This window comes from Streptomyces chrestomyceticus JCM 4735 (genome assembly GCF_003865135.1).
Lineage (GTDB): Bacteria > Actinomycetota > Actinomycetes > Streptomycetales > Streptomycetaceae > Streptomyces > Streptomyces chrestomyceticus.
The window spans coordinates 5,120,486-5,141,278 of the sequence record NZ_BHZC01000001.1 but is presented as its reverse complement, the minus strand read 5'-3'; the positions used below and the strand labels follow the sequence as shown (position 1 = coordinate 5,141,278).

Sequence of the window (20,793 nt, the reverse complement as noted above, 5' to 3'; positions counted from 1 at the left end):
GGCGTTCCGTCCGGCCCTGGTGTCACACCCGCATCGGCTGCGGTGCCTCGCGGCGCTCCGCGTCCGGGCCCGGGTACTCCCGGATGATCTCGTAGCGGGTGTTGCGCTCGACCGGCCGGAAGCCCGCGTCGCGGATCAGTTCCAGCAGGTCGTCGCGGGTGAGCTTGTTCGGCGTGCCGTAGTTGTCCGCGTCGTGCGTGATCTTGTACTCGACGACCGAGCCGTCCATGTCGTCGGCGCCGTGCTGCAGCGCGAGCTGCGCGGTCTGCACGCCGTGCATGACCCAGAAGACCTTCACGTGCGGCACGTTGTCGAACAGCAGCCGGGAGACCGCGAAGGTCTTCAGGGCCTCGGCGCCGGTCGCCATCGTGGTGCGCGCCTGGAGCTTGTTGCGGACCTTGCCGTCCTTCATGTCCACGAAGTCGTGCTGGTAGCGCAGCGGGATGAAGACCTGGAAGCCGTTGGTCTCGTCCTGCAGCTCACGCAGCCGCAGTACGTGGTCGACGCGGTGCCGGGGCTCCTCGATGTGCCCGTACAGCATCGTCGCCGGGGTCTTCAGACCCTTCTCGTGCGCCAGGCGGTGGATGCGCGACCAGTCCTCCCAGTGGGTGTCGTGGTCGACGATGTGCTGGCGCACCTCCCAGTCGAAGATCTCCGCGCCGCCGCCGGTCAGCGACTCCAGACCGGAGGCGATCAGCTCGTCGAGGATCTCGGAGGCGGGCAGCCCGGAGATCTTCTCGAAGTGGTGGATCTCGGTGGCGGTGAACGCCTTGAGGGAGACCGTGTCGGGCAGCGCCTCCTTGAGGGCGCTGAGCGAGCGCGGGTAGTAGCGCCACGGCAGGGTGGGGTGGAGGCCGTTGACGATGTGCAGCTCGGTGAGCTTGTCGCCCTCCATCGCCTTGGCGAGGCGGACGGCCTCCTCGATGCGCATCGTGTACGCGTCCTTCTCGCCCGGCTTGCGCTGGAAGGAGCAGTACGCGCACGAGGCGGTGCACACGTTCGTCATGTTGAGGTGACGGTTGACGTTGAAGTGCACGACGTCGCCGTTCTTGCGCGTGCGCACCTCGTGGGCGAGGCCGCCGAGCCACGCCAGGTCGTCGCTCTCGTAGAGGGCGATGCCGTCCTCGCGGGTCAGCCGCTCCCCGGACCGGACCTTGTCCTCCAGCTCGCGCTTGAGACCCACATCCATGGATGCAGTCATCCGGCCGCCTCCCATATCTCTGCCAAAATCGGGCTTCACCGAGCGTACTCCCCCGTTTTCCGGCCCCGCCGGGCCCCCATGCCTGTACGGCCGGGAGCCCGCCGTACAGGCCAGGGAGCGGGGTTCCGCGTGTCGTGCGGCGGGCCGCCTACGCGTCCTCGGGCAGCTCGCCCACGCGGTTCTCCCACTTGGTGGAGAGCACGATGGTGGTGCGCGTCCGGGAGACGCCCTTGGTGCCCGAGAGCCTGCGGATGGTGCGCTCCAGCCCGTCCACGTCGCCGACCCGGACCTTGAGCATGTACGAGTCGTCGCCCGCGATGAACCAGGCGTCCTCGATCTCCGCGAGGTCGCGCAGCCGCATCGCCACGTCCTCGTGGTCGGCCGCGTCCGACAGCGAGATGCCGACCAGGGCGGTGACGCCCAGGCCGAGCGAGGCCGCGTCGACGGTCGCGCGGTAACCGGTGATCACGCCGGCCGCCTCCAGGCGGTTGATCCGGTCGGTGACGCTGGGCCCGGACAGGCCCACGAGCTGGCCCAGCTCCGCGTACGAGGCCCTGCCGTTCTCCCGCAGTGCCTGGATGAGCTGCCTATCTACGGCATCCATACGCCCCTGACCTTCCATTCACTCTGCAATCCCGGCTTTTACATGTAGAATCTAAGGCATACAGGGGCTGCGACCCTGTAGAACCGTCAATCCCAGTTGATCAAAGACGATCTTTCCCAGGAGATGTCACCGTGTACTCGATCGAGATGGCCTACGCCCGCATGCGCGAGCTGCAGGAGCTGGCCAATCGTTCTCGTGCTCACCGTCCCGCCGCCACCGCCCAGGGCAAGCGCCGCTTCGGCCGCAACGGCTCCACCGCCGGGAAGCGCTAAGCCTCCTTGGAGCCCGATCCGAGCTCCCCTTCCCACCGCCGGTAGAGCCGGTGCGGCACCTCCGCCGTATCCAGCACCCGGCCCGCGACGAAGTCCACCAGATCCTGGATGTGCGTCGCTCCCGCGTAGAACGCCGGCGAGGCGGGCACCACGACGGCGCCCGCCTCGTCCAGCGTCACCAGATGCCTGAGGGTCTGCCCGTTCAGCGGGGTCTCCCGCACCGCGACCACCAGCCTCCTGCGTTCCTTGAGCGTCACGCTCGCCACCCGCTGGAGCAGGTCCTTCGACAGCCCCAGCGCCACGCCCGCCACACACGCCGTGCTGGCCGGCACGATCAGCATCCCCTTCACCGGGTACGAGCCCGACGACGGCCCCGCGGCCAGATCACCGGCCGGCCAGTACCGCACCAGGTCCAGGTCGGCGTCCGTGACGCCGAACGTCCCCGGCTTGCCGTCCGCGCCCCGCGCCAGCCACTCCCGCAGGTCCGCGCGCCAGTGCGCGTCCCGGAAGGAGATGCCCGTCTCGTCCAGCAGCGTCAGCCTCGAGGCCCGGCTGACGATCAGGTCCACCGCCTCGCCGGCCGTCAGCAGGCCGCGCACCACGGACGCCGCGTACGGCGTGCCGGACGCGCCGGAGACACCCACCACCCAAGGGCGGCGGGGCACGTCGGCGGACCCGGCGGCCGGACGGGCGGGGGCCCGCCGGGCCTTGCGACGCCGGGCTGACTGGGGTTGTCGTCCTGCGGTTCCACGGTTCGAGCCTATCCGGCGGAACCATCGGACCCCGCACGGCCGTTTGTTCCAGTGAACGGGGAAGGGGAGGTGCCGCGGATGATGACGCGAGCGCTGGAGCGGGCCAGGCCCGCCGCCGTACTGATGCTCGGCTGGGTCGCCCTGCTGTGGGTGCTCGAGATCGCCGACGCCGCGTCCGGCAACGCGCTGGACACCTTCGGCGTACGGCCGCGCGAGCTGAGCGAGCTGGCCGACGTGCTGCCCGCCGCCTTCATCCACTTCGGCTTCGACCACCTGACGGCCAACACCCTGCCGCTGCTGCTCCTCGGCTTCCTGGCCGCGTTCCGCGTCGGCCTGCGCCGCTTCGTCGGGGTGGCGCTGCTGATAGCCCTGACCAGCGGCCTGGGCGTCTGGCTGACCGCCCCCGCCGGGAGCAACACGGCCGGTGCCTCCGGTGTCGTCTTCGGCCTCTTCGGCTATCTCCTGATACGCGGCTTCATCGACCGCAAGCCGCTGGACATCGGCCTCGGGGTGCTGGTCGCCGCGGTGTACGGCTCGATCCTGTGGGGCGCGCTGCCCACCGACAGCGGCATCAGTTGGCAGGGCCACCTGTTCGGGCTGGTGGGCGGCGTGCTGGCGGCGTTCGCCTTCCGGCAGCGACCGGCCGAGCGGATATCCGGGGTGGAGACCCGGGCGGTTCCGTAACGGGTGCGGTTCCGTGGGGGGGCTCGACCCGGACTGTGCGGTGGCGGTGGCGAGGGCCGCCACAACGTACGACGCTCCGGAGGCAGCCGCCCCCGGAGCGCCACGGCCCGGACCATCAGACCGTCAGACCGACCCATTCCGTCAGGCCGGCCGGTTCCGTCAGACCGTCAGACCGTCAGACCGCGAACGAACAGATCGAGCAGCGCGCAGACGAACAGCGCTATCCCGATGAACCCGTTGACCTGGAAGAAGGCCCGGTTGAGCCGGGAGAGGTCGTGCGGCCGCACGATCGTGTGCTCGTAGAGGAAGGCCGCTACGACGATCACCAGACCGATCCAGAAGAAGACCCCGGCGTGGGTGGCGAGCGCGTACCAGACCAGCAGCGCCGTGGTGACGGCGTGGCAGGCGCGGGCGCCGTGCAGCGCCGCCGGGATGCCGAAGCGGGCCGGTACGGACTTCACGCCGTGCGCCCGGTCGGCCTGCACGTCCTGGCAGGCGAAGATCAGGTCGAAGCCGCCGATCCAGACACCGACGGCGACCCCGAGGATCACCGCGTCCCAGGACCAGGACCCCGTGACGGCTATCCACGCGCCGATCGGGCCGATCGCCTGGGCGAGGCCCAGGATCGCGTGCGGGAAGTTCGTGAACCGCTTCCCGTACGGATAGACCACCATCGGGATCACGGCGACCGGCGCCAGCGCCAGGCACAGCGGGTTCAGCAGCGCCGCGGCGCCCAGGAAGAACACCACGGCGATTAGCGCGCCGGTCCACGCGGAGCGCACGCTCACCGCGCCGGTGACCAGCTCGCGGCCCGCGGTGCGCGGGTTACGGGCGTCGATCTCCCGGTCGATGATGCGGTTGGCGGCCATCGCGAACGTCCGCAGGCCCACCATCGCGACCGTGACCAGCAGCAGCTCGACCCAGTGGACGCTCTTGTCGGAGCCGTGCATCGCGGTCAGCGAGGCGATGTAGGCGAAGGGCAGCGCGAAGACCGAGTGCTCGATCATCACCAGCCGCAGGAAGGCTTTGATCTTGCCGGGCGGTGCGGGTTCGGGGGCGAAGAGATCCGGTGTCGCTGAATCGGCGCTCATGTCTAGAACCCGTACTCCTTCCAGCGGCGGTCGACCTTCGCCGCCGTCTCGCGGTCCGACTCGACCATCTCCGGCCAGCCGCCGTCCCTCGTGTAGCCCTCCTCGGGCAGCTTGCGCGTCGCGTCGATGCCTGCCTTGCCGCCCCAGAACTGCTGGTACGAGGCGTGGTCCAGGTGGTCGACCGGGCCCTCGACGACGGTCAGGTCGCGCGCGTAGTCCGTATTGCCGAGGGCCCGCCAGGACACCTCGTGCAGGTTGTGCACGTCGCAGTCGGCGTCGACCACGATGATCAGCTTGGTCAGCGACATCATGTGCGCGCCCCAGATGGCGTGCATCACCTTCTGGGCGTGCTTGGGGTACTTCTTGTCGATCGAGACGATCGCGCAGTTGTGGAAGCCGCCCGACTCGGGCAGGTGGTAGTCCACGATGTCCGGCACGATGATCTTCAGCAGCGGCAGGAAGAACCGTTCCGTTGCCCGGCCCAGCGGCCCGTCCTCCGTCGGCGGCCGGCCGACGACGATCGACTGGAGCAGCGGCCGCCGGCGCATCGTGACGCAGTCGATGGTCAGCGCGGGGAACGGCTCCTGCGGCGTGTAGAAGCCGGTGTGGTCGCCGAAGGGGCCCTCCGGCAGCATCTCGCCGGGCTCCAGCCAGCCCTCCAGCACGACCTCGGCGTTGGCCGGGACCTGGAGCGGCACGGTCTTGCAGTCCACCATCTCGATCCGCTTGCCCTGGACGAACCCGGCGAACAGGTACTCGTCGATGTCGCCGGGCAGCGGCGCGGTGGAGGCGTACGTCACGGCCGGCGGACAGCCGAAGGCGATGGCGACCGGCAGCTTCTCACCGCGCTTGGCGGCCACCTGGTAGTGGTTGCGGCTGTCCTTGTGGATCTGCCAGTGCATGCCGATGGTGCGCTTGTCGTGGCGCTGGAGGCGGTAGAGGCCCAGGTTGCGTACGCCGCTCTCCGGGTCCTTGGTGTGGGTCAGGCCCAGGTTGAAGAACGACCCGCCGTCCTGCGGCCAGGTGAACAGCGCGGGGAGCCGGTCCAGGTCGACGTCGTCGCCCTGGAGCACGACCTCCTGGACCGGGGCGCTGTCGCCCTTGACCTTCTTCGGCGGTACGTGCGTCATGTTCGCGAGCTTGCCGAACGCCTCCCGCACCCCGACGAAGCCCTGCGGCAGCTCGGGCCGGAGCAGCCCGCCGATCTTGTCGCTGATGTCGTTGTACGAGGTCAGGCCGAGCGCCTTGAGCAGCCGGCGGTCGGTGCCGTACACGTTCATCGCCAGCGGCATCGACGAGCCCTTGACGTTCTCGAAGAGCAGCGCGGGACCGCCGGACTTCTGCACCCGGTCGACGATCTCGCCGACTTCCAGGTACGGGTCGACCTCGGCCTTGATCCGCTTGAGGTCGCCCTCCCGGTCGAGCGCGCGCAGGAACGAGCGAAGGTCGTCATAAGCCATGCGTTCCAGTATCCGGTACGCACTACCCTGGACGGGTCACCGGGCCCCGCCGAGGCCCGCCCGTCAGCTCTGGGGGGCTGCTTCCGCAATGCTCAGGTATCTGCCGTTCCTCGTGATCCTGGCGCTGTGGATCTATGCGTTCATCGACTGCCTGAACACGCCGGAGAACCAGGTCCGCGGCCTGCCGAAGATTGCCTGGGTCTTCATCATCCTGCTCTTCGGCGAGGTGCTGATCGGGCCGGTCGCGTGGCTGGTGGCGGGCCGGCCCCGCCGTGAGCACGCCGGGGGCGGCGCCGCGTCGCCGTGGCCCCGCGGCGGGCGCGGCGCGGCCCCGAAGTGGGTCGCGCCGGACGACAACCCCGAGTTCCTGCGCTCGCTCAAGGACGACGGCGAGAAGAAGGACGGCCCGAAGGACGAGGGCAAGCGGGACGAGGCGCTCCTGAAGGACTGGGAGGCCGACCTGCGGCGCCGCGAGGAGGAACTGCGGCGCAAGGAAAACGGTTCGGCGGACGGCGAGGGCGGCACCCCGCCGCCGAAGGGCTGACGCTCCCGCCGCGTACCGGCACGCCCTTGCGCGCCCGACCGGCGCGCCCTTCCCCGCCGTACCGACACGCCCCGCCCGCCCTACCGACACGCCCCGCCTGCCGCAGCAGCGCGCCACTTCCCCGGGCCCGGCCCCGGCTCCCCGGACCCGGCCACACCTCCCCGAGCCCGGCCCCGGCTCCCCGGCCCCGGCCCGGCGCGTGCCCCCGTACCCGCACGCCCTCCCCGCACTCCCCGCCATCGGACACTCCGGCCTGATCACGTCCCACGCGTTGCCCGGCCGTCCCGAGGCGAGGAGAGTGGCCGTCGTGAGGGACCGGGAGCGGATGATGCTGGCGACGGCGGTCGCCGAGGCACGGGCCGGACTGGCGGAGGGCGGCATCCCCATCGGCGCCGCGCTGTACGACTTCGACGGCACCGTCCTCGGACGCGGCCACAACCGGCGCGTCCAGGACGGCGACCCGTCCGCGCACGCGGAGACCACCGCCTTCCGCGCCGCGGGCCGCCGCCGCGACTACCGCGGCACGACGATGGTCACCACCCTCTCCCCCTGCTGGTTCTGCTGCGGCCTGATCCGCCAGTTCGGCATCCCGCGCGTCCTGATCGGCGAGACCCGCACCTTCCACGGCGGCCACGACTGGCTGGCGCAGAGCGGCATACGGATCGTGCTGCTGGACGACGCGGAATGCAGGACGCTGCTCCGCGAGTTCATCGCCGCCCGGCCCGCGCTGTGGAACGAGGACATCGGCCATGAGTGACCTCCCGTCCCCCGTCCCCACCGTCGACCTCACCCGCTGGCGGGACGGCGGTACGGACACCCGCCGCCGTATCGCCGAGGCCGTCGACGCCGGGCTGCGCGCCGCCGGCTTCCTCCTCGTCACCGGCCACGGCATCGACCAGGAGCTGCGCGACCGCGTCCGCGCCACCGCCCGTACCTTCTTCGCGCTGCCCGCCGCGGCCAAGCAGCCGTACGCCACCGAGGTCGGCGGCCGCGGCTGGCTCGGCCCCGGCGCCGAGGCCAACGGCGCCGCCGAAGGCACCACCACCCCACCGGACCTGAAGGAGTCGCTGTCCTTCGCCTCCGAGGAGCCGACCGGCGTCCCGGCCGTCGACGCCGAGTGGTTCCTGCCCAACATCTGGCCCCACCAGGTCCCGGCGCTCCGCACCGACGTCCAGGACCTCCTCGCCGCCCTGCGCGCCCTCTCCGACCAGCTCCTGGAACTCCTCGCCACCGCGCTCGGCGCCGCGCCCGACCGCTTCACCCGGCACACCGCCCACCCCACCTGGGGCTTCAACATCAACTGGTATCCGGGGACGGAGACGGTGGGCGAGGCCCTGCCCGGCCAGTTCCGCATCGGCCCGCACACCGACTTCGGCACGGTCACGGTCCTGGACCGGCAGTACGGCAAGGGCGGCCTGCAGATCTGGACCGACCCCGCGCACGGCGGCACCGGCTGGCAGGACGCCCCGTACGTACCCGGCTCCCTCACCGTCAACATCGGCGACCTGATGGCCCACTGGACCGACGGCCGCTGGCGCTCCGGCCGCCACCGCGTCCTGCCGCCCCCGCCGGACGACCCCACCGAAGAGCTGATGTCCCTGGTCTACTTCTACGAGTGCGACCCCGGCACCCGCGTCGGCGCCCTGCCGGACTCCCACACGTACCTGCGCGGCCAACTGAACGCCATCAACGCGCAGGGCACCTCCTGACGTACGGTCCGCCGCCGAATTCAGTGGCCCCCGGAGGGGCTGCCCGCCCAGACTGACGGCCCATGAACGTCGAACCCGACCAGCTCGACCGCACCACCGGACACACCGCCCACCCCGAACCCCTCCGCCGCATCCGCGCCCTCCACACCGCCACGACCATCACCGTCTACCAGGCGTACAGCCCGGCCCTCGGCCTCCCCGCCGCCCGCGACGGCCGCTTCCCGCCCGCGTGGAAACGGGAGCGGATGACGTGGATCAAGCCGTCGTTCCTGTGGATGATGTACCGCTGCGGCTGGGCCACCAAGCCCGACCAGGAGCGCGTCCTCGCCATCGAGCTCGACCGCGCCGGCTTCGACTGGGCGCTGCGCCACGCCTGCCTGTCCCACTACGACCCCGCCGTCCACACCGACCGGGACGCCTGGAGACAGCAACTGCGCGACTCCCCGGCCCGCATCCAGTGGGACCCCGAACGCGACCTCCGCCTCTCTCCCCTGCCCCACCGCTCGCTCCAGCTCGGCCTGTCCGACGAGGCGTCCCGCCGCTACGCCGACGAGTGGACCGTCGCCATCCGGGACGTCACCCCGCTCGCCCACGAGATCCACGCGCTCGTCACCCGCGGCGACCTGACCACCGCCGCCGGACTGCTCCCCGAGGAAAGCCCCTATCCGGCCCCGACAGGTACCCCGGGCCTTCACTCCCCCGCCGCCGCGTAGTCCGCGCGCAGCTCCCGCCACCGGTCGAGGTTCCAGGTGGACCAGTCCTTGGGCCGGCCCGCCAGTGCCTCGGCCAGGAACTCGAAGTGGTGGTGCCAGCCCGCGAGGCAGTCCAGCCGGCAGGCGGGCGAGCCGGTGAACTCGTTGGTGAAGCGCAGGCGGGTGCCGTCCGCGCCGTCGCGCGGCTGGAGATCGAAGCGGATCCGGCCGTGGACGTCGACGGTGTACTCGGCCAGCCGGGTCGGCCCCCAGCCCGTGACCTGGCCCGGAGCCACCGTCGCGGTGCCGTTCTCATCGGTGTTCTGCCACCGCAGGGTGATCGCGCCGCCCTCGTGCCGTACGAACGGATCGGCGACCGCGAGCCAGCCCGGCAGCCCCTCCTGGGTGGCCACCGCGTCCCACACCCGCTCCACAGGCTGGGGAAAGCTCAGCTCGTACCGGAGGGTGTGGGTGTCGTCGGCGGAAACGGCGGTGCCGTACGGGACGGGGCTCTCAAGACGATCCATGAGGCCACCGTCGCGTACGGCACGGGTTTCCGCCGGGGTACTGCTCCGACCGGGTCAGACCCCCGAGTAGGAGTGCAGACCCGAGAAGAAGTAGTTCACGACGTAGTAGTTGAAGATGTACGTCAGGAAGGCGAACAGGCCCAGGTAGGCGGCCTTGCGGCCCTTCCAGCCGGCGGTGGCGCGGGCGTGGAGGTAGGCGGCGTAGGCGACCCAGGTGACGAACGACCAGATCTCCTTGGAGTCCCAGCCCCAGTAGCGGCCCCAGGCCTCGCCGGCCCAGATGGCGCCCGCGATGATCGTGAAGGTCCACAGGGGGAAGATCGTGGCGTTCACGCGGTAGGAGAACTTGTCCAGGCTGGCGGCCGCGGGGAGGCGCTCCATCACGGAGGTGGCGAAGGCGCCGGGCTGCTTGCCGGAGGGGTCGGCCAGCTTGCTCTCGTAGCGGTCGCGGAAGAGGTAGAGCAGCGTGGAGACGGCGCCGAGGTAGAGGAAGGCGCCGGAGATGATCGCGCAGCTCACGTGGATCCACAGCCAGTACGAGTGCAGGGCCGGGACGAGCTGGGAGCTGTCGGTGTAGAGCCAGGTGACGGCCACGCCGAGGTCCAGCAGGACGGTGGCGGTCAGCAGCAGGCCGATCCAGCGGACGTTCTTCTTCAGGGCGAGCAGGACGAGGTACGCGGCGACCGCGACCATGCCGAAGGTCGTGGAGAACTCGTACATGTTGCCCCAGGGGGCGCGCTGTACGGACAGGCCGCGGGTGAGGACGCCGCCGAGGTGGATCAGGAAGGCGAGGGTGGTCAGCGAGATGGCGATCCGGCCGTACAGGTCGCCCTTCTCGGTGCCGCCCGCGGCGCCCGGGCCGTCCGGGACGTCCCGGCTGCCGTTGGCCGCGCGGGTGACGACCTTGGGGCGCTCCAGTACGGCGGTGCCGCCGCCCTGTTCCGCCGTGCGGGCCGCCGTCGCCTTGGCGGGGGCGGGCACCGTGGCGGTCAGGGCCGCGGCCGTACGGCCGACCTTGCTGCGGCTGCCGAAGGCCCACTCGGCGAGGTGCGCGAGGAAGGCGAGGGTGTACACGGCCATGGCCGAGTAGATCAGCACGTTGCTGATACTGGCCAGGTTCTCGTTGGTGGCTGCGGCAGCGAGGTTCACGCGCGCGCTCCTTCGGAGGGATCGGCAGGATCATCGGCGGAGTCGGTGGGCTTCGCCGCGTTCTCGGGGCCGGTGGGGGTGGGATTCTTCGAGGCGGCGGACGGGGCCGAGTCGGGGTCCGCCGCTGTCTGGGCGGTCTGCGGCGCGTCCGGATCGGGGGCCGCCGCCGCCTCCGCGGCCTGCGGCGCGTCCGGCCCGAGGGCTTCCGCCAGATCCGCCAGTTCCTCCGGCAGGCGGGCGGACTCGCTGCGGCCCAGGCCCGCCAGTTCGACGACGGTCACGCCGTCGGCGCCCCGGACGGCCCGTACCCACACCCGGCGGCGCTGGATGAACAGCGAGCCGGCCAGGCCGAGCAGCACGGCGATCGCGCCGATCAGCGCGAGGCCGTTGCCGGGCTGGTGGGAGACCTGGAAGGTGGCCCACTGCTTGACGCCGACGAACTTGATGCTGCCGTCGCCGCCGGGCAGCTTCATCGTCTCACCGGGCTGCATCATCTGGGCGACGGCGCGGCCGTCCTGCTTGTACTGCTTGAGGTTCTTCTTCTCCAGTTGGTACACGCTCTGCGGCAGTCCGGAGTCCACGCCGAGGTCGCCGTGGTACGCGGTCAGCGTCAGCCGCGGATTGTCCAGCGCGGGGAAGGTGGAGAACATCGAGCCGGAGCCCTTGCCGCCGTACGTCGGCACGAAGAAGCCGGAGAAGCCGAGCTGGTTGCGCTTGCCGTCCGGGGTCAGCGCGTTGGGCACCTTGACCACACCGGTGGAGGTGTAGTTCTGCATGTCCTGCGGCAGGAACGGCACCGCGCCGCTGTAGACCTTCTTGCCGCGGCCGTCGGTGACCTCGACGACCGGCGCGTAGCCGTGCGAGAGCAGGAAGATCTTGGAGTCGGCGATCTCCAGCGGGTGGTTGACCTCGATCTTGCCCTGGTGCTCCTGGCCGTCCGCGCCCCGGAAGTACGAGATGTTGGCGCGGAACTCGCGCGGGGTGCCCTTCTGGGGCCGGTGCGCTCGTAGGACGCGTCGAAGCTCTTGAGGGAGAAGCCGAAGGGCTCCAGGTCGTCGGTGTCGTAGAAGGCACCGGACTTGAAGTTGTCGTACTGGGTGAGGCTGTTGGCGAAGCCGTCGCCCTCGACGACGAGCTTGCCGCCCTCGGACTTCCACAGGCTGCCGACGGCGACCGCCACCAGGATCACGATCAGGGAGATGTGGAAGACGAGGTTGCCGGCCTCGCGGAGGTAGCCCTTCTCGGCGGCGACCGCGTCACCGACCGTGTGGGCGCGGAAACGGCGCTTCTTCAGCATCCGCTGCGCGGCGCCGAGCACCTCCTCGGGCGCCCGGTCCGTACGCCACGTGGTGTACGCGGGCAGCCGGGTCAGCCGGCGCGGGGCGCCCGGCGGGCGGCTGCGCAGTTGCCCGACGAACTGCCACGTGCGCGGCACGATGCAGCCGATCAGCGAGATGAACAGCAGCAGGTAGATCGCGGAGAACCAGACCGAGCTGTAGACGTGGAAGAGGCCCAGCTTGTCGTAGATCGGCGCCAGCGTGGTGTGGTCGGCCCGGAACTGCTCGACCTTGGTCGGGTCGATGCTGGTCTGCGGGACCAGCGAGCCGGGGATGGCCCCCAGGGAGAGCAGGAACAGCAGGATCAGCGCGACCCGCATCGAGGTGAGCTGCCGCCAGAACCACCGGGCCCAGCCGATCGGCCCCAGGGACGGGAAGGAGACCTCCTCCTGGGGCGCGGTGGAAAGCTGCGAGCCCGCGGCGCCGACATCGGCGTCGTCGGCGTCGCGGGCGGCGTCGGTCTTGGTGGTCATCGATCAGATCCCTGGGGTGAAGCTGCTGGACCAGCTCCGCATGGTGGACATCAGGTCGGCCCACGCGCCGGTGAGGAGCAGGACGCCGAGCACGACCATCATGCCGCCGCCCAGCCGCATCACCCACACGTAGTGGCGCTTGACCCAGCCGAAGGCGCCGAGCACCTTGCGGAAGGCCAGCGCGACGGCGATGAAGGGCAGGCCCAGTCCCAGACAGTAGGCCACGGTCAGCAGGGCGCCGCGTCCGGCACTGGCCTGGTCGATGGCGAGCGAGCTGACGGCGGTCAGGGTCGGGCCCAGGCACGGCGTCCAGCCGACGCCGAAGAGCACGCCGAGCACCGGCGCGCCGGCCAGGCCCATGGCGGGCTTCTTGTGGAAGCGCAGCTCACGCTGGCCGAAGTTCTTCAGGATGCCGGCGAAGGCCAGGCCGAGCAGGATCAGCAGGACGCCGAGGATCTTGTTGAGGATGTCCTGGTGTTCCTGGAGGACGCTGCCGAAGAAGCCGAAGAGCGCGCCGGTGGAGACGAAGACGGCGGTGAAGCCGAGGATGAAGAGGGAGGCGCCGGCGAGCATCCGACCGCGCTTGGCGTCGGCGAGGTCCGTACCGGTCACGCCGGTGACGTAGGACATGTAGCCGGGTACGAGCGGCAGCACGCAGGGCGAGAAGAAGGAGACCAGCCCGCCGAGGAGGGCGACGGGCACGGCGAGGAGCAGGGTGCCCGAGGTGATGGTGGAGGCGGGCCCCGAGGTGGCGGCGGCGAGCGCGATCACGTGATCACTTCTCGTCGATCAGCGGCTGCAGCATCTTGCGCAGCTCGTCCTCGCCGAGCGGGCCGATGGACCGCGCGGCGATCCTGCCCTCCCGGTCGACGGCGATGGTGGAGGGGATCGCCTGCGGGTTGAGGCTGCCCTTGGGGAAGCGCAGCATCAGCTTGCCGGTGGGGTCGAACAGGCTCGGGTACGGCACCTTGTGCTGTTCCTCGAAGCTGACCGCCTGGGACTTCTGCGAGTCGCGGGTGTTGATGCCGACGAACTGGACACCCTTGGCCTTGGTCTCGTTGGCGACCTTGGCGAAGTTGGGGGCCTCGGCGATGCAGGGGGCGCACCACGATCCCCAGACGTTCAGGACGACGACCTTGCCCTTGTAGTCCTTGATGTCCAGCTTCGCGCTCTGGGTGGTTTCGCCGGAGATGTCGGGGACGGGCTTACGGTCCGCCTTGGCGACCCGCTCGACGCCGTCCTTGCCCTCGACGAACTGGGTCTGTTCGGAACCGCCGGACGTGCCCTCGCCGCAGGCGCTCAGCGTCAGCGCGGCGAGCGCGGCTCCCGCGGCGAACAGCGCGGTGCGGCGATGACTGGCGAGTCGTCGGGGGACGCGGCAGGCACTCATGTGAAAAGTTTCGCATGGGGCCGTAGCGGATCTTCCGCACCCCCCTCGCCGGGGCGGTACCGGTCATGTCGGGGCACGTCAGGCGGCTTACGGGGCCCGGTTCCGCCGATGCGTACGGGCCGGGGCGCGCGGCCCCGGCCCGTACCCCGCGTCTCAGGCGCCCGAGAGGAACGTCTTCCAGCCGCCCGTGGGCTTCTGGCCGACCCGCAGGCCCTGGAGCTTGGCCACGACCTTCGGGTCCTGCGCGTCGAGCCAGTCGGTGAACTGCCGGAAGGAGACCAGGCGCACGTCCTTGCGCTTCTCGTCGGCGATGTGCTTGAGCGCTTCCTCGACGGCGTCCATGTAGAGGCCGCCGTTCCACTGCTCGAAGTGGTTGCCGACGAACAGGGGGGCGCGGTTGGTCTCGTAGGCCCGCTCGAAGCCCTTGATGTAGGCGCCGGTGGCCTCCTTGCGCCAGTGCGGGTAGTTGGCGGGCGGGCCCTTGGTGGAGTTCTTGGACTGGTTCGCGAGGATGTTGTAGTCCATGGAGAGGACCTCGAACCGGTGTCCGGGGAAAGGTATCTGCTGGAGCGGGAAGTCCCAGATGCCCATCTTCTTCTTGGGCCACATCTGCAGGCCGCCCGGCGAGCTGGCGTCGTAGCGCCAGCCCAGCTTCTTGGCGGTGGGCAGCAGGTTCTCCTGGCCGAGCAGGCAGGGCGTACGGCCGCCGATCAGTTCCTTCTTGTAGTCGAAGGGCAGCGGTTCGAGATCGGTGAAACCGGTGTTCGTCCGCCATTTGGTGACGAAGTCCATGGCCTGGTCGATCTCGGACTGCCACTGGGCGGGGGTCCAGTGCTTGACCGAGGTACGGGCCTCGCCGCAGAAGTGCCCGTTGAAGTGGGTGCCGATCTCGTGGCCCTCCAGCCACGCCTCCCGCACGTTCTTCAGGGTCGCCTTGATGTGCTCGTCGGAGAGGTAGCCGATGTCCGAGGCGCCGACCTTGTTGTTCGGCGGGCGGTAGAGGTGCTTCTTCGACTCCGGGAGGCAGTAGAGCCCGGAGAGGAAGAAGGTCATGGCCGCGTTGTGGTCCTTGGCCAGCTTGCGGAAGCGCGGGAAGAGGCCGTTGCCGACCTCGCCCGCGCCGTCCCACGAGAAGATCACGAATTGCGGCGGGGTCTCGCCGGGCTCCAGCCGGCGCGGCTTCTCCGGCTGGTGCGGCTGCGGGCCCGAGTCGGCCGTCGAGCCGTCGCCGATCGGCTTGGCCTTGGCCTGCACCGCGTTCTTGTCCTGGCCGGAGCCGGACCCGGAACCGGAGCCGGTGGAGCAGCCCGCGACGCCGAGCGCCGCGGCCGCCCCCACTCCCATGCCCAGCACGTTCCGCCGACTGATCGCGCGCATACCGTCGTCCCCATCCGTACTCGTCACACTCAATATCCGTATAAACGGACATCGGGTAAGAGGCATTGTCGAACACGGAGGTTCCGGGCTATTGGCGCGATTTTATTATTTTGCTTGTAGATGACCTCACGTCACACCGGCCTCTCGCATCCCTCACATCACACGATGCGAAAAACCGGCCGGAGGTTACGCCCCGAAGGCTTTGGATTTACCGGCCTGCGGCTTGGCGCCCGCCCGCAGGTGCGCCGGCACCAGATCGAGCGCCGGCTCGCTGTAACCCACCGAAATGATCTTGTCGCCGCGGAAGGTGAACGAGGTCAGCGAGGCGAGCGTGCACTGCCGCTTGCGCGGGTCGTGCCACAGCCGCCGCCGCTCGGCGAAGCTGCGCACGATCCAGATCGGAAGCTGGTGGCTGACCGCCACCGCCTCGTGCCCGCGGGCCGCGTCGCGCGCCGCGCCGAGCGCCCCCATCATCCGTACGACCTGCTCCAGGTACGGCTCGCCCCACGACGGGCGGAACGGGTTGGTCAGGTACTTCCAGTTGCCCGGCTTCTTCAGCGCGCCGTCGCCGACCCCGAAGGTCTTGCCCTCGAAGACGTTGGCCGCCTCTATCAGCCGCTCGTCGGTGGCCAGGTCCAGGCCGTGCGCCTTGGCGACCGGCGCCGCGGTCTCCTGCGCCCGCTCCAGCGGGGACGCCACGACATGGGTGATGTCCCGCCCCGCCAGGTGCTCGGCCACCCGGTCGGCCATGGTCCGTCCCAGCTCGGAGAGGTGGTAGCCGGGCCGCCGCCCGTACAGCACGCCCTCCGGGTTGTGCACCTCGCCGTGCCGCATCAGATGTACGACGGTGATGTCTTCGCTGTTCATGTCACCCATCTTCCGGTCCGCTCCGCCGTCCGCCGCGCTCACGCGCTCGCTTCGGCGGCGGCCCGCGCGGCCGACGGCAGGGCGGCGGCGATCCGCTCGACCGCCCGCTCGTCGTGGGCGGTCGAGACGAACCAGGACTCGAACGCGGACGGCGGCAGGTACACGCCCTGGGACAGCATCGAGTGGAAGAAGGCGGTGAAGCGGAACGCCTCCTGCGCCTTGGCCGAGGCGTAGTCGGTCACGTCCTGGTCGGTGAAGGCGAACGAGAACATGTTGCCCGCGACCTGGAGGCGGTGCGCGACGCCCGCCTTCGTCAGGGCGTCGGCGACCAGCGAGCGCACCTGCTCGGAGACCGCGTCGACCTTCTCGTACGCCGCCTCGTCCAGCAGCTTCAACTGGGCGATCCCCGCGGCCGTGGCGACCGGGTTACCGGACAGGGTGCCCGCCTGGTAGACCGGGCCGACCGGGGCGAGGTGCGCCATCACGTCGGCGCGCCCGCCGAAGGCCGCGGCCGGGAAGCCGCCGCCCATGACCTTGCCGAAGGTCATCAGGTCGGGGCGGACGCCGTCGATGCCGTACCAGCCGGTGCGGCTGACCCGGAAGCCGGTCATGACCTCGTCGGAGATGTAGAGCGCGCCGCTCTCGGCGCAGAGGTCCTTCAGGCCCTGGTTGAAGCCGGGCAGCGGCGGGACGACGCCCATGTTGCCGGCCGCCGCCTCGGTGATCACGCAGGCGATCTCGCCGGGGTGCGCGGCGAAGGCGGCCCGTACGGCCTCGATGTCGTTGTACGGCAGCACGATCGTGTCACCGGCCTGGGCGCCCGTGACGCCGGGCGTGTCCGGCAGCCCGAAGGTGGCGACGCCGGAGCCGGCCGCGGCCAGCAGCGCGTCCACGTGCCCGTGGTAGCAGCCGGCGAACTTCACGACCTTGGTGCGGCCGGTGAAACCGCGCGCCAGCCGGATGGCGGACATGGTCGCCTCGGTGCCGGAGGAGACCAGCCGGACCTGCTCGACCGGGGCGATCCGGTCCACGATCCGCTCGGCCAGCTCCACCTCGCCCTCGCCGGGCGTGCCGAAGGAGGTGCCGCGGGCGACGGCCTCCTGGACGGCGGCGAGCACCTCGGGGTGGGAGTGCCCGAGGATCATCGGGCCCCACGAGCACACGAGGTCGACGTACTCGCGTCCGTCGGCGTCGGTGAGGTACGGACCGGTACCGGACACCATGAACCGGGGCGAACCACCCACGGCGCCGAACGCGCGCACGGGAGAGTTCACCCCGCCCGGCGTCACAACGGCCGCACGGTCGAAGAGCGTCTGCGAAACTGGGGCTTCATAGGGAAAAGGCACTGTGATCCTGACCTGCGCAAATGTAGGAAGGGGCGGCGGCCGGCGGCGGCACCCGGGCGGAGCGCGGAGCGGAAATCCCCTCGCTACCGACCAGGTGTCAGACCCCGCGGGTCTGCAAAACTGGGGCAACGTACGAGTAAGTCACGCAAGCAATGGTCTCAGAGGCGCACGGGGGCGCGCGGCCGGGCGTTTCGCGCGCCGGTGACGGGGGAGGTCTCTGAGACGATGATCGGGTTGCGCGGCTGGGGCTGCGAGTGGTCGGGTGGAGATATGCATCGCGGTGGCGGACTGGGCGAGGGCACCGATGACCGGGGGCCTGAGCGCGACCAGCGGGGCCGCCACCGGCGCGAGGAGATCAAGGGCGGGGGAAACAGAGGCGGCCGCATGGGGGTGACGTACAAATACTTCGGCGCGCCGAACGGTGCCACGGCGGCGCGCGTGCCGATCTCGATGCGGCCCGAAGAGCTCGGCGGCGACGAGCTCGGCATGGGCGGCATGTTCACGAAGATCAAGCCGGAGACGATGGCCGCGATGGTCCTCACCGGCATAGAAGGCATACCGCTGCACAAGGTCCCGCCGCTCGAACTGGTCGTCCTCCATCCCGACTACGCCGTCGTCAAGCTCCCCATGACGGTCGTCGACCCGCTGCGCGGCGTCGGCGAGGAGTCGGTGGGCGCCGCGGCCTTCATCTGGTCCACGGTCCCCGACCGCGGCGGCCCCCGGGACGCCTTCACCGTCTACCAGCTCCTCCACGAGTGGCAGGACTTCTCCCACCGGCTGCACGACGCCGGACACCAGGCGTACTGCCTGGTGTGGCCGTGACCTGCTGAAAGCTGTCAGGCGCCGGGCCCCGGCGGGGGCTCGGCCGCGGGTGGCCGGAACCTCTGCCGGGGTGGCCGGGACTCCCGCGGCGGTCACGGACGGCGGCTCCGTACGGCGCGCGCCGTACGGATGATGCGCCGTCAGGGCGCCCCCGCCCCCGACCGGTCGGCCACGCACGCTGTTCCCGCCACCCGCCCCGCACTACCCTGGACGGTGCAGCCCGAGTCCCCGGCAGCGCGGAAGCCCGTCCGCCCCGAGGAGGCGCGTGCTGATGGCAGACCCCGGAACGTCCCTCGACTTCCCGCGCGCCGGCGCGGTCGGCACGCGGGTGCCGCCCCGCCACCACACCCGGCACGCACCGGCGCGGACCGCCACGCCGGCCGTGCCGCCGGAGCCCGCGACGGGCGAGGTGCCGTCGGTCCCCGTGACCGACACCGACTTCGCGGTCCTCATCGTGCGCGGCCGGGTGGACCTGGCGACCCTGCCCACCCTGCGCGAACGCCTGCGGCGCCTGCCCCGCGCTCCCGGAAGCCTGCTGATCGTCGACCTGTCCGAGGTCACCGACTGCTGCGCGCTCGCCCTCGGCCCGCTCGTCGCGGCGGCCAGGCGGGCCCGTGCGCAGGGCGGTGACCTGCGGCTCGTCCAGCCGAGCCCGGCCGTCCTCGCGGCGTTGCAGGCCAGCGGCCTGAACCGGCTGCTGCCGGTCTTCTCCGGCCTGGACACCGCGACCGGCACCCCGGCCGCCGAACCGCCCGGCCCACCGGCCGGGGCCGTGGCCTAGCGGCGCTCCGGCGGGGCGCCTCCGATCACCGCACACTGTGGGAGGTGCGCAGTGTTCCCACTTCTGCTCGTCTCGTTCCTGCTGACGGTCGCCGCCGGGTTCGCCAATCCGGTGTGGTGGCTGGCCTCCGCCGTCCTGCTCTATCTGGCCGTGCGCTTCCGCCAGGGCTATCTGAGCTACGACGCGGAGTACCGCGCCTACCGGGAGCGCCGCATCCGCCAGGACCGCTACGACAAGCGGTACCGCGCGGAGCGTGGTGGCGCGGCGAAGGGCAAGTAGGGCGCCGGGGCCGGGCGGGCGGTGCGGGACGGGCGGGCGTCGGGTGAGCGGTCACCATGTGGGTCTGGCCGACACCCCGCCGTCCACCACCAGGTCGTGCCCGGTCACCCATGCGGCCATCGGTGAGGCGAGGAAGACACAGGCGTCTCCGATGTCCTCGGGGCGCCCGAGCCGGCCGGCCGGTGCCGCCTGCCGGTAGCGGTGCACGCCGTCCGGCCAGGACTCCGCCAGGCCCTCGCGGTCGATCAGGCCCGGCGAGACGCTGTTGACGCGGATGCCGTCGGGCCCGTACTCCAGCGCGGCCGTGCGCGCGTGCATCACGACGGCCGCCTTGGACGCGCAGTAGTGGGCGTGGGCCGCGGTGGGCTGGTGCGCCTCGATGGAGGCGATGTGGGTGATAGAGCCGCCTCCGCCGTCCCGCATCACCGCGGCGGCGGCCTGGGTGCAGGCGAAGACGCTCAGGACGTTGGTGTCGTTGACCGCGCGCCAGTCGGCGACGCTCATGGAGGCCAGGTCCTGGACGGGCTGCACGCCCGCGTTGTTCACCAGGGCGGTGAGCCGGCCGCGCCACTCCGCCGCCGTACGCACCAACTGGTGGCACTCCTCCTCGACGGACAGGTCGGCCCGTACGGCAAGCGCGCTGCCGCCCTGCTCCTCAATGTGCGAGACGAGTGCTTCGGCGGCGGTGGCGTTCGTCCGGTAGTGGGCGACGACCGCGGCGCCCGCCTCGGCGAGGCGCAGCGCGATGCCGGTGCCGAGGCCGCCGCCCGCACCGGTGACCAGGGCCACCTGGCCCGCGAGGGAGGGCAGCCGCGGGCTGCCGGCGGGCGCGCTCACGGGCGGGACAGCGCGGTGATGCGCGCCGCCTCCTGGGGATAGCGCGCGGCCAGTTCGGCGGCGTCCCCGTGCTCGTACACGTCGAAGGTGAAGCCGGGCGCCATGGTGCAGCCGAACAGCGACCAGGCGCCGCCGTCGGCGACCTCGGCCGCCATCCAGGTGCCGGCCGGCACCGTGAACTGGACGTGCTGGCCGCCCAGCACGTCCGGCCCGAGGACGACCGTCCGGGTGCCGCCGGACGGGTCCAGCAGGAGCATCGCGAGCGGGTCGCCGAGGTAGAAGTGCCAGACCTCGTCGGTGGGCAGGCGGTGGAGCGCGCTGTGGCCGTCGGGTTCCGCGGTGAGCAGGACGACGATCGCGGAGCCCTCCGGGCGCCCGTCGGGGCGTGCGGGCCCCGCCCAGGTCTGCCGGTAGCGGCCCCCCTCCCTGGGCAGCGGCTCCAGTCCGTAGAGTTCGACGATTTCCTGGGGCGACGGTGACACGGACGGTTGCCGGGCCATGCGTCTCCTTCCCGGTCCTCTGCGGGTACGGCGGCACGTACGGCTGGTGCGGCCACCACCGTAGAACGGCGGTGCCGCCTCGTCCGGGGATCACGGAAG

General features: G+C 71.1%; 23 protein-coding genes and 1 pseudogene. 9 read left to right on the top strand and 15 right to left on the bottom strand.

Features of this window, described 5'->3' with window-relative positions; genetic code table 11:
* Nucleotides 1-22 precede the first annotated feature (22 nt).
* Together mqnE and EJG53_RS22160 are read right to left on the bottom strand one after the other, a co-directional pair.
* Complete coding sequence (mqnE, locus tag EJG53_RS22165; RefSeq protein WP_125049517.1) at nucleotides 23-1,189, bottom strand: aminofutalosine synthase MqnE; 1,167 nt, start codon at nucleotides 1,187-1,189, stop codon at nucleotides 23-25.
* A 160-nt stretch (nucleotides 1,190-1,349) separates the two neighbouring features.
* Nucleotides 1,350-1,805, bottom strand: coding sequence for an Lrp/AsnC family transcriptional regulator (locus EJG53_RS22160; protein ID WP_125046257.1), 456 nt, complete (start codon nucleotides 1,803-1,805; stop codon nucleotides 1,350-1,352).
* 131 nt (nucleotides 1,806-1,936) lie between these two features.
* Here EJG53_RS22160 and EJG53_RS40685 point away from each other — a divergent pair, with 131 nt between their 5' ends.
* On the top strand, nucleotides 1,937-2,077 hold the full coding sequence (locus EJG53_RS40685; protein ID WP_154806391.1) for a hypothetical protein: 141 nt from the start codon (nucleotides 1,937-1,939) through the stop codon (nucleotides 2,075-2,077).
* Here EJG53_RS40685 and EJG53_RS22155 read toward each other — a convergent pair.
* On the bottom strand, nucleotides 2,074-2,742 hold the full coding sequence (locus tag EJG53_RS22155; RefSeq protein WP_125046256.1) for a UbiX family flavin prenyltransferase: 669 nt from the start codon (nucleotides 2,740-2,742) through the stop codon (nucleotides 2,074-2,076). The two genes, EJG53_RS40685 and EJG53_RS22155, sit on opposite strands and share 4 nt — an antisense overlap.
* Nucleotides 2,743-2,907: 165 nt before the next feature.
* On the opposite strand from EJG53_RS22155, the gene EJG53_RS22150 reads away from it, so the two are divergent.
* Entirely contained in the window at nucleotides 2,908-3,513 is a 606-nt protein-coding gene (locus EJG53_RS22150; protein ID WP_125046255.1) for a rhomboid family intramembrane serine protease, read from the top strand.
* Nucleotides 3,514-3,680: 167 nt separating this feature from the next.
* Here the strand turns inward: EJG53_RS22150 and mqnP are convergent, their stop codons facing one another.
* Nucleotides 3,681-4,604, bottom strand: coding sequence for a menaquinone biosynthesis prenyltransferase MqnP (gene mqnP / locus EJG53_RS22145; RefSeq protein ID WP_125046254.1), 924 nt, complete (start codon nucleotides 4,602-4,604; stop codon nucleotides 3,681-3,683).
* Nucleotides 4,605-4,606: 2 nt separating this feature from the next.
* A complete protein-coding gene (locus tag EJG53_RS22140; RefSeq protein ID WP_031008312.1) occupies nucleotides 4,607-6,064 on the bottom strand; it encodes a menaquinone biosynthesis decarboxylase in 1,458 nt (485 codons plus the stop codon).
* Between the two features lie 88 nt (nucleotides 6,065-6,152).
* Between EJG53_RS22140 and EJG53_RS22135 the strand changes: the two genes are divergently transcribed.
* The 4 genes from EJG53_RS22135 to EJG53_RS22120 all read left to right on the top strand — a co-directional run bounded on the left by EJG53_RS22135 (nucleotide 6,153) and on the right by EJG53_RS22120 (nucleotide 9,030).
* Complete coding sequence (locus tag EJG53_RS22135) at nucleotides 6,153-6,608, top strand: PLD nuclease N-terminal domain-containing protein (RefSeq protein ID WP_125046253.1); 456 nt, start codon at nucleotides 6,153-6,155, stop codon at nucleotides 6,606-6,608.
* 325 nt (nucleotides 6,609-6,933) lie between these two features.
* The gene (locus tag EJG53_RS22130) at nucleotides 6,934-7,365 is read left to right on the top strand and encodes a nucleoside deaminase (RefSeq protein ID WP_241269249.1); all 432 of its coding nucleotides are present in this window, start codon (nucleotides 6,934-6,936) and stop codon (nucleotides 7,363-7,365) included.
* On the top strand, nucleotides 7,358-8,317 hold the full coding sequence (locus EJG53_RS22125) for an isopenicillin N synthase family dioxygenase (RefSeq protein ID WP_125046252.1): 960 nt from the start codon (nucleotides 7,358-7,360) through the stop codon (nucleotides 8,315-8,317). Before EJG53_RS22130 ends, EJG53_RS22125 begins: the two co-directional genes overlap by 8 nt.
* Before the next feature lie 62 nt (nucleotides 8,318-8,379).
* Nucleotides 8,380-9,030: a DUF4291 domain-containing protein gene (locus EJG53_RS22120; RefSeq protein ID WP_125046251.1), complete on the top strand. Its 651-nt coding sequence runs from the start codon at nucleotides 8,380-8,382 to the stop codon at nucleotides 9,028-9,030.
* Here the strand turns inward: EJG53_RS22120 and EJG53_RS22115 are convergent.
* The 8 genes and pseudogenes from EJG53_RS22115 to hemL form a co-directional block, all read right to left on the bottom strand.
* Nucleotides 9,009-9,536 carry an SRPBCC domain-containing protein gene (locus tag EJG53_RS22115; RefSeq protein ID WP_125046250.1) on the bottom strand — a complete coding sequence of 176 codons (528 nt, stop codon included), beginning with the start codon at nucleotides 9,534-9,536 and terminating at the stop codon, nucleotides 9,009-9,011. The two genes, EJG53_RS22120 and EJG53_RS22115, sit on opposite strands and share 22 nt — an antisense overlap.
* A gap of 54 nt (nucleotides 9,537-9,590) precedes the next feature.
* On the bottom strand, nucleotides 9,591-10,685 hold the full coding sequence (gene ccsB, locus EJG53_RS22110) for a c-type cytochrome biogenesis protein CcsB (RefSeq protein ID WP_031008326.1): 1,095 nt from the start codon (nucleotides 10,683-10,685) through the stop codon (nucleotides 9,591-9,593).
* Nucleotides 10,682-12,495: pseudogene (gene resB / locus EJG53_RS22105) on the bottom strand (cytochrome c biogenesis protein ResB). Before resB ends, ccsB begins: the two are co-directional and overlap by 4 nt.
* A gap of 3 nt (nucleotides 12,496-12,498) precedes the next feature.
* Entirely contained in the window at nucleotides 12,499-13,266 is a 768-nt protein-coding gene (locus tag EJG53_RS22100) for a cytochrome c biogenesis CcdA family protein (RefSeq protein WP_125046249.1), read from the bottom strand.
* A 4-nt stretch (nucleotides 13,267-13,270) separates the two neighbouring features.
* Complete coding sequence (locus EJG53_RS22095; protein ID WP_031008330.1) at nucleotides 13,271-13,885, bottom strand: TlpA family protein disulfide reductase; 615 nt, start codon at nucleotides 13,883-13,885, stop codon at nucleotides 13,271-13,273.
* A 153-nt stretch (nucleotides 13,886-14,038) separates the two neighbouring features.
* A complete protein-coding gene (locus tag EJG53_RS22090; RefSeq protein WP_125046248.1) occupies nucleotides 14,039-15,262 on the bottom strand; it encodes a polysaccharide deacetylase family protein in 1,224 nt (407 codons plus the stop codon).
* A gap of 186 nt (nucleotides 15,263-15,448) precedes the next feature.
* Nucleotides 15,449-16,129: a histidine phosphatase family protein gene (locus EJG53_RS22085; protein WP_125046247.1), complete on the bottom strand. Its 681-nt coding sequence runs from the start codon at nucleotides 16,127-16,129 to the stop codon at nucleotides 15,449-15,451.
* Between the two features lie 38 nt (nucleotides 16,130-16,167).
* Complete coding sequence (gene hemL / locus EJG53_RS22080) at nucleotides 16,168-17,475, bottom strand: glutamate-1-semialdehyde 2,1-aminomutase (RefSeq protein WP_125046246.1); 1,308 nt, start codon at nucleotides 17,473-17,475, stop codon at nucleotides 16,168-16,170.
* A 270-nt stretch (nucleotides 17,476-17,745) separates the two neighbouring features.
* Between hemL and EJG53_RS22075 the strand changes: the two genes are divergently transcribed.
* From EJG53_RS22075 to EJG53_RS22065, 3 genes are all read left to right on the top strand, one after another.
* Nucleotides 17,746-18,297, top strand: coding sequence for a hypothetical protein (locus tag EJG53_RS22075; protein ID WP_078624706.1), 552 nt, complete (start codon nucleotides 17,746-17,748; stop codon nucleotides 18,295-18,297).
* 271 nt (nucleotides 18,298-18,568) lie between these two features.
* A complete protein-coding gene (locus EJG53_RS22070) occupies nucleotides 18,569-19,078 on the top strand; it encodes an STAS domain-containing protein (RefSeq protein ID WP_125046245.1) in 510 nt (169 codons plus the stop codon).
* 51 nt (nucleotides 19,079-19,129) lie between these two features.
* On the top strand, nucleotides 19,130-19,357 hold the full coding sequence (locus EJG53_RS22065; protein WP_050510721.1) for a hypothetical protein: 228 nt from the start codon (nucleotides 19,130-19,132) through the stop codon (nucleotides 19,355-19,357).
* 51 nt (nucleotides 19,358-19,408) lie between these two features.
* Here the strand turns inward: EJG53_RS22065 and EJG53_RS22060 are convergent, their stop codons facing one another.
* Both EJG53_RS22060 and EJG53_RS22055 read right to left on the bottom strand, forming a co-directional pair.
* On the bottom strand, nucleotides 19,409-20,194 hold the full coding sequence (locus tag EJG53_RS22060; protein ID WP_125046244.1) for an SDR family NAD(P)-dependent oxidoreductase: 786 nt from the start codon (nucleotides 20,192-20,194) through the stop codon (nucleotides 19,409-19,411).
* The gene (locus tag EJG53_RS22055) at nucleotides 20,191-20,694 is read right to left on the bottom strand and encodes a cupin domain-containing protein (RefSeq protein ID WP_031008338.1); all 504 of its coding nucleotides are present in this window, start codon (nucleotides 20,692-20,694) and stop codon (nucleotides 20,191-20,193) included. The genes EJG53_RS22060 and EJG53_RS22055 overlap by 4 nt, the downstream gene beginning before the upstream one ends.
* Between the last annotated feature and the right edge of the window lie 99 nt (nucleotides 20,695-20,793).

Excerpts from the sequence above, each read along its gene's own strand:
- EJG53_RS22055 (WP_031008338.1), bottom strand. The coding sequence starts at position 20,694 with ATGGCCCGGCAACCGTCCGTGTCACCGTCGCCCCAGGAAATCGTCGAA.
- EJG53_RS22135 (WP_125046253.1), top strand. The coding sequence starts at position 6,153 with ATGCTCAGGTATCTGCCGTTCCTCGTGATCCTGGCGCTGTGGATCTAT.
- mqnP (WP_125046254.1), bottom strand. The coding sequence starts at position 4,604 with ATGAGCGCCGATTCAGCGACACCGGATCTCTTCGCCCCCGAACCCGCA.
- EJG53_RS22120 (WP_125046251.1), top strand. The coding sequence starts at position 8,380 with ATGAACGTCGAACCCGACCAGCTCGACCGCACCACCGGACACACCGCC.
- EJG53_RS22130 (WP_241269249.1), top strand. The coding sequence starts at position 6,934 with ATGATGCTGGCGACGGCGGTCGCCGAGGCACGGGCCGGACTGGCGGAG.
- EJG53_RS22160 (WP_125046257.1), bottom strand. The coding sequence starts at position 1,805 with ATGGATGCCGTAGATAGGCAGCTCATCCAGGCACTGCGGGAGAACGGC.
- EJG53_RS22090 (WP_125046248.1), bottom strand. The coding sequence starts at position 15,262 with ATGCGCGCGATCAGTCGGCGGAACGTGCTGGGCATGGGAGTGGGGGCG.
- EJG53_RS22095 (WP_031008330.1), bottom strand. The coding sequence starts at position 13,885 with ATGAGTGCCTGCCGCGTCCCCCGACGACTCGCCAGTCATCGCCGCACC.
- EJG53_RS22140 (WP_031008312.1), bottom strand. The coding sequence starts at position 6,064 with ATGGCTTATGACGACCTTCGCTCGTTCCTGCGCGCGCTCGACCGGGAG.
- mqnE (WP_125049517.1), bottom strand. The coding sequence starts at position 1,189 with ATGGATGTGGGTCTCAAGCGCGAGCTGGAGGACAAGGTCCGGTCCGGG.
- EJG53_RS22125 (WP_125046252.1), top strand. The coding sequence starts at position 7,358 with ATGAGTGACCTCCCGTCCCCCGTCCCCACCGTCGACCTCACCCGCTGG.
- EJG53_RS22085 (WP_125046247.1), bottom strand. The coding sequence starts at position 16,129 with ATGAACAGCGAAGACATCACCGTCGTACATCTGATGCGGCACGGCGAG.
- EJG53_RS22150 (WP_125046255.1), top strand. The coding sequence starts at position 2,908 with ATGATGACGCGAGCGCTGGAGCGGGCCAGGCCCGCCGCCGTACTGATG.
- EJG53_RS22075 (WP_078624706.1), top strand. The coding sequence starts at position 17,746 with ATGCATCGCGGTGGCGGACTGGGCGAGGGCACCGATGACCGGGGGCCT.
- EJG53_RS22070 (WP_125046245.1), top strand. The coding sequence starts at position 18,569 with ATGGCAGACCCCGGAACGTCCCTCGACTTCCCGCGCGCCGGCGCGGTC.
- EJG53_RS22115 (WP_125046250.1), bottom strand. The coding sequence starts at position 9,536 with ATGGATCGTCTTGAGAGCCCCGTCCCGTACGGCACCGCCGTTTCCGCC.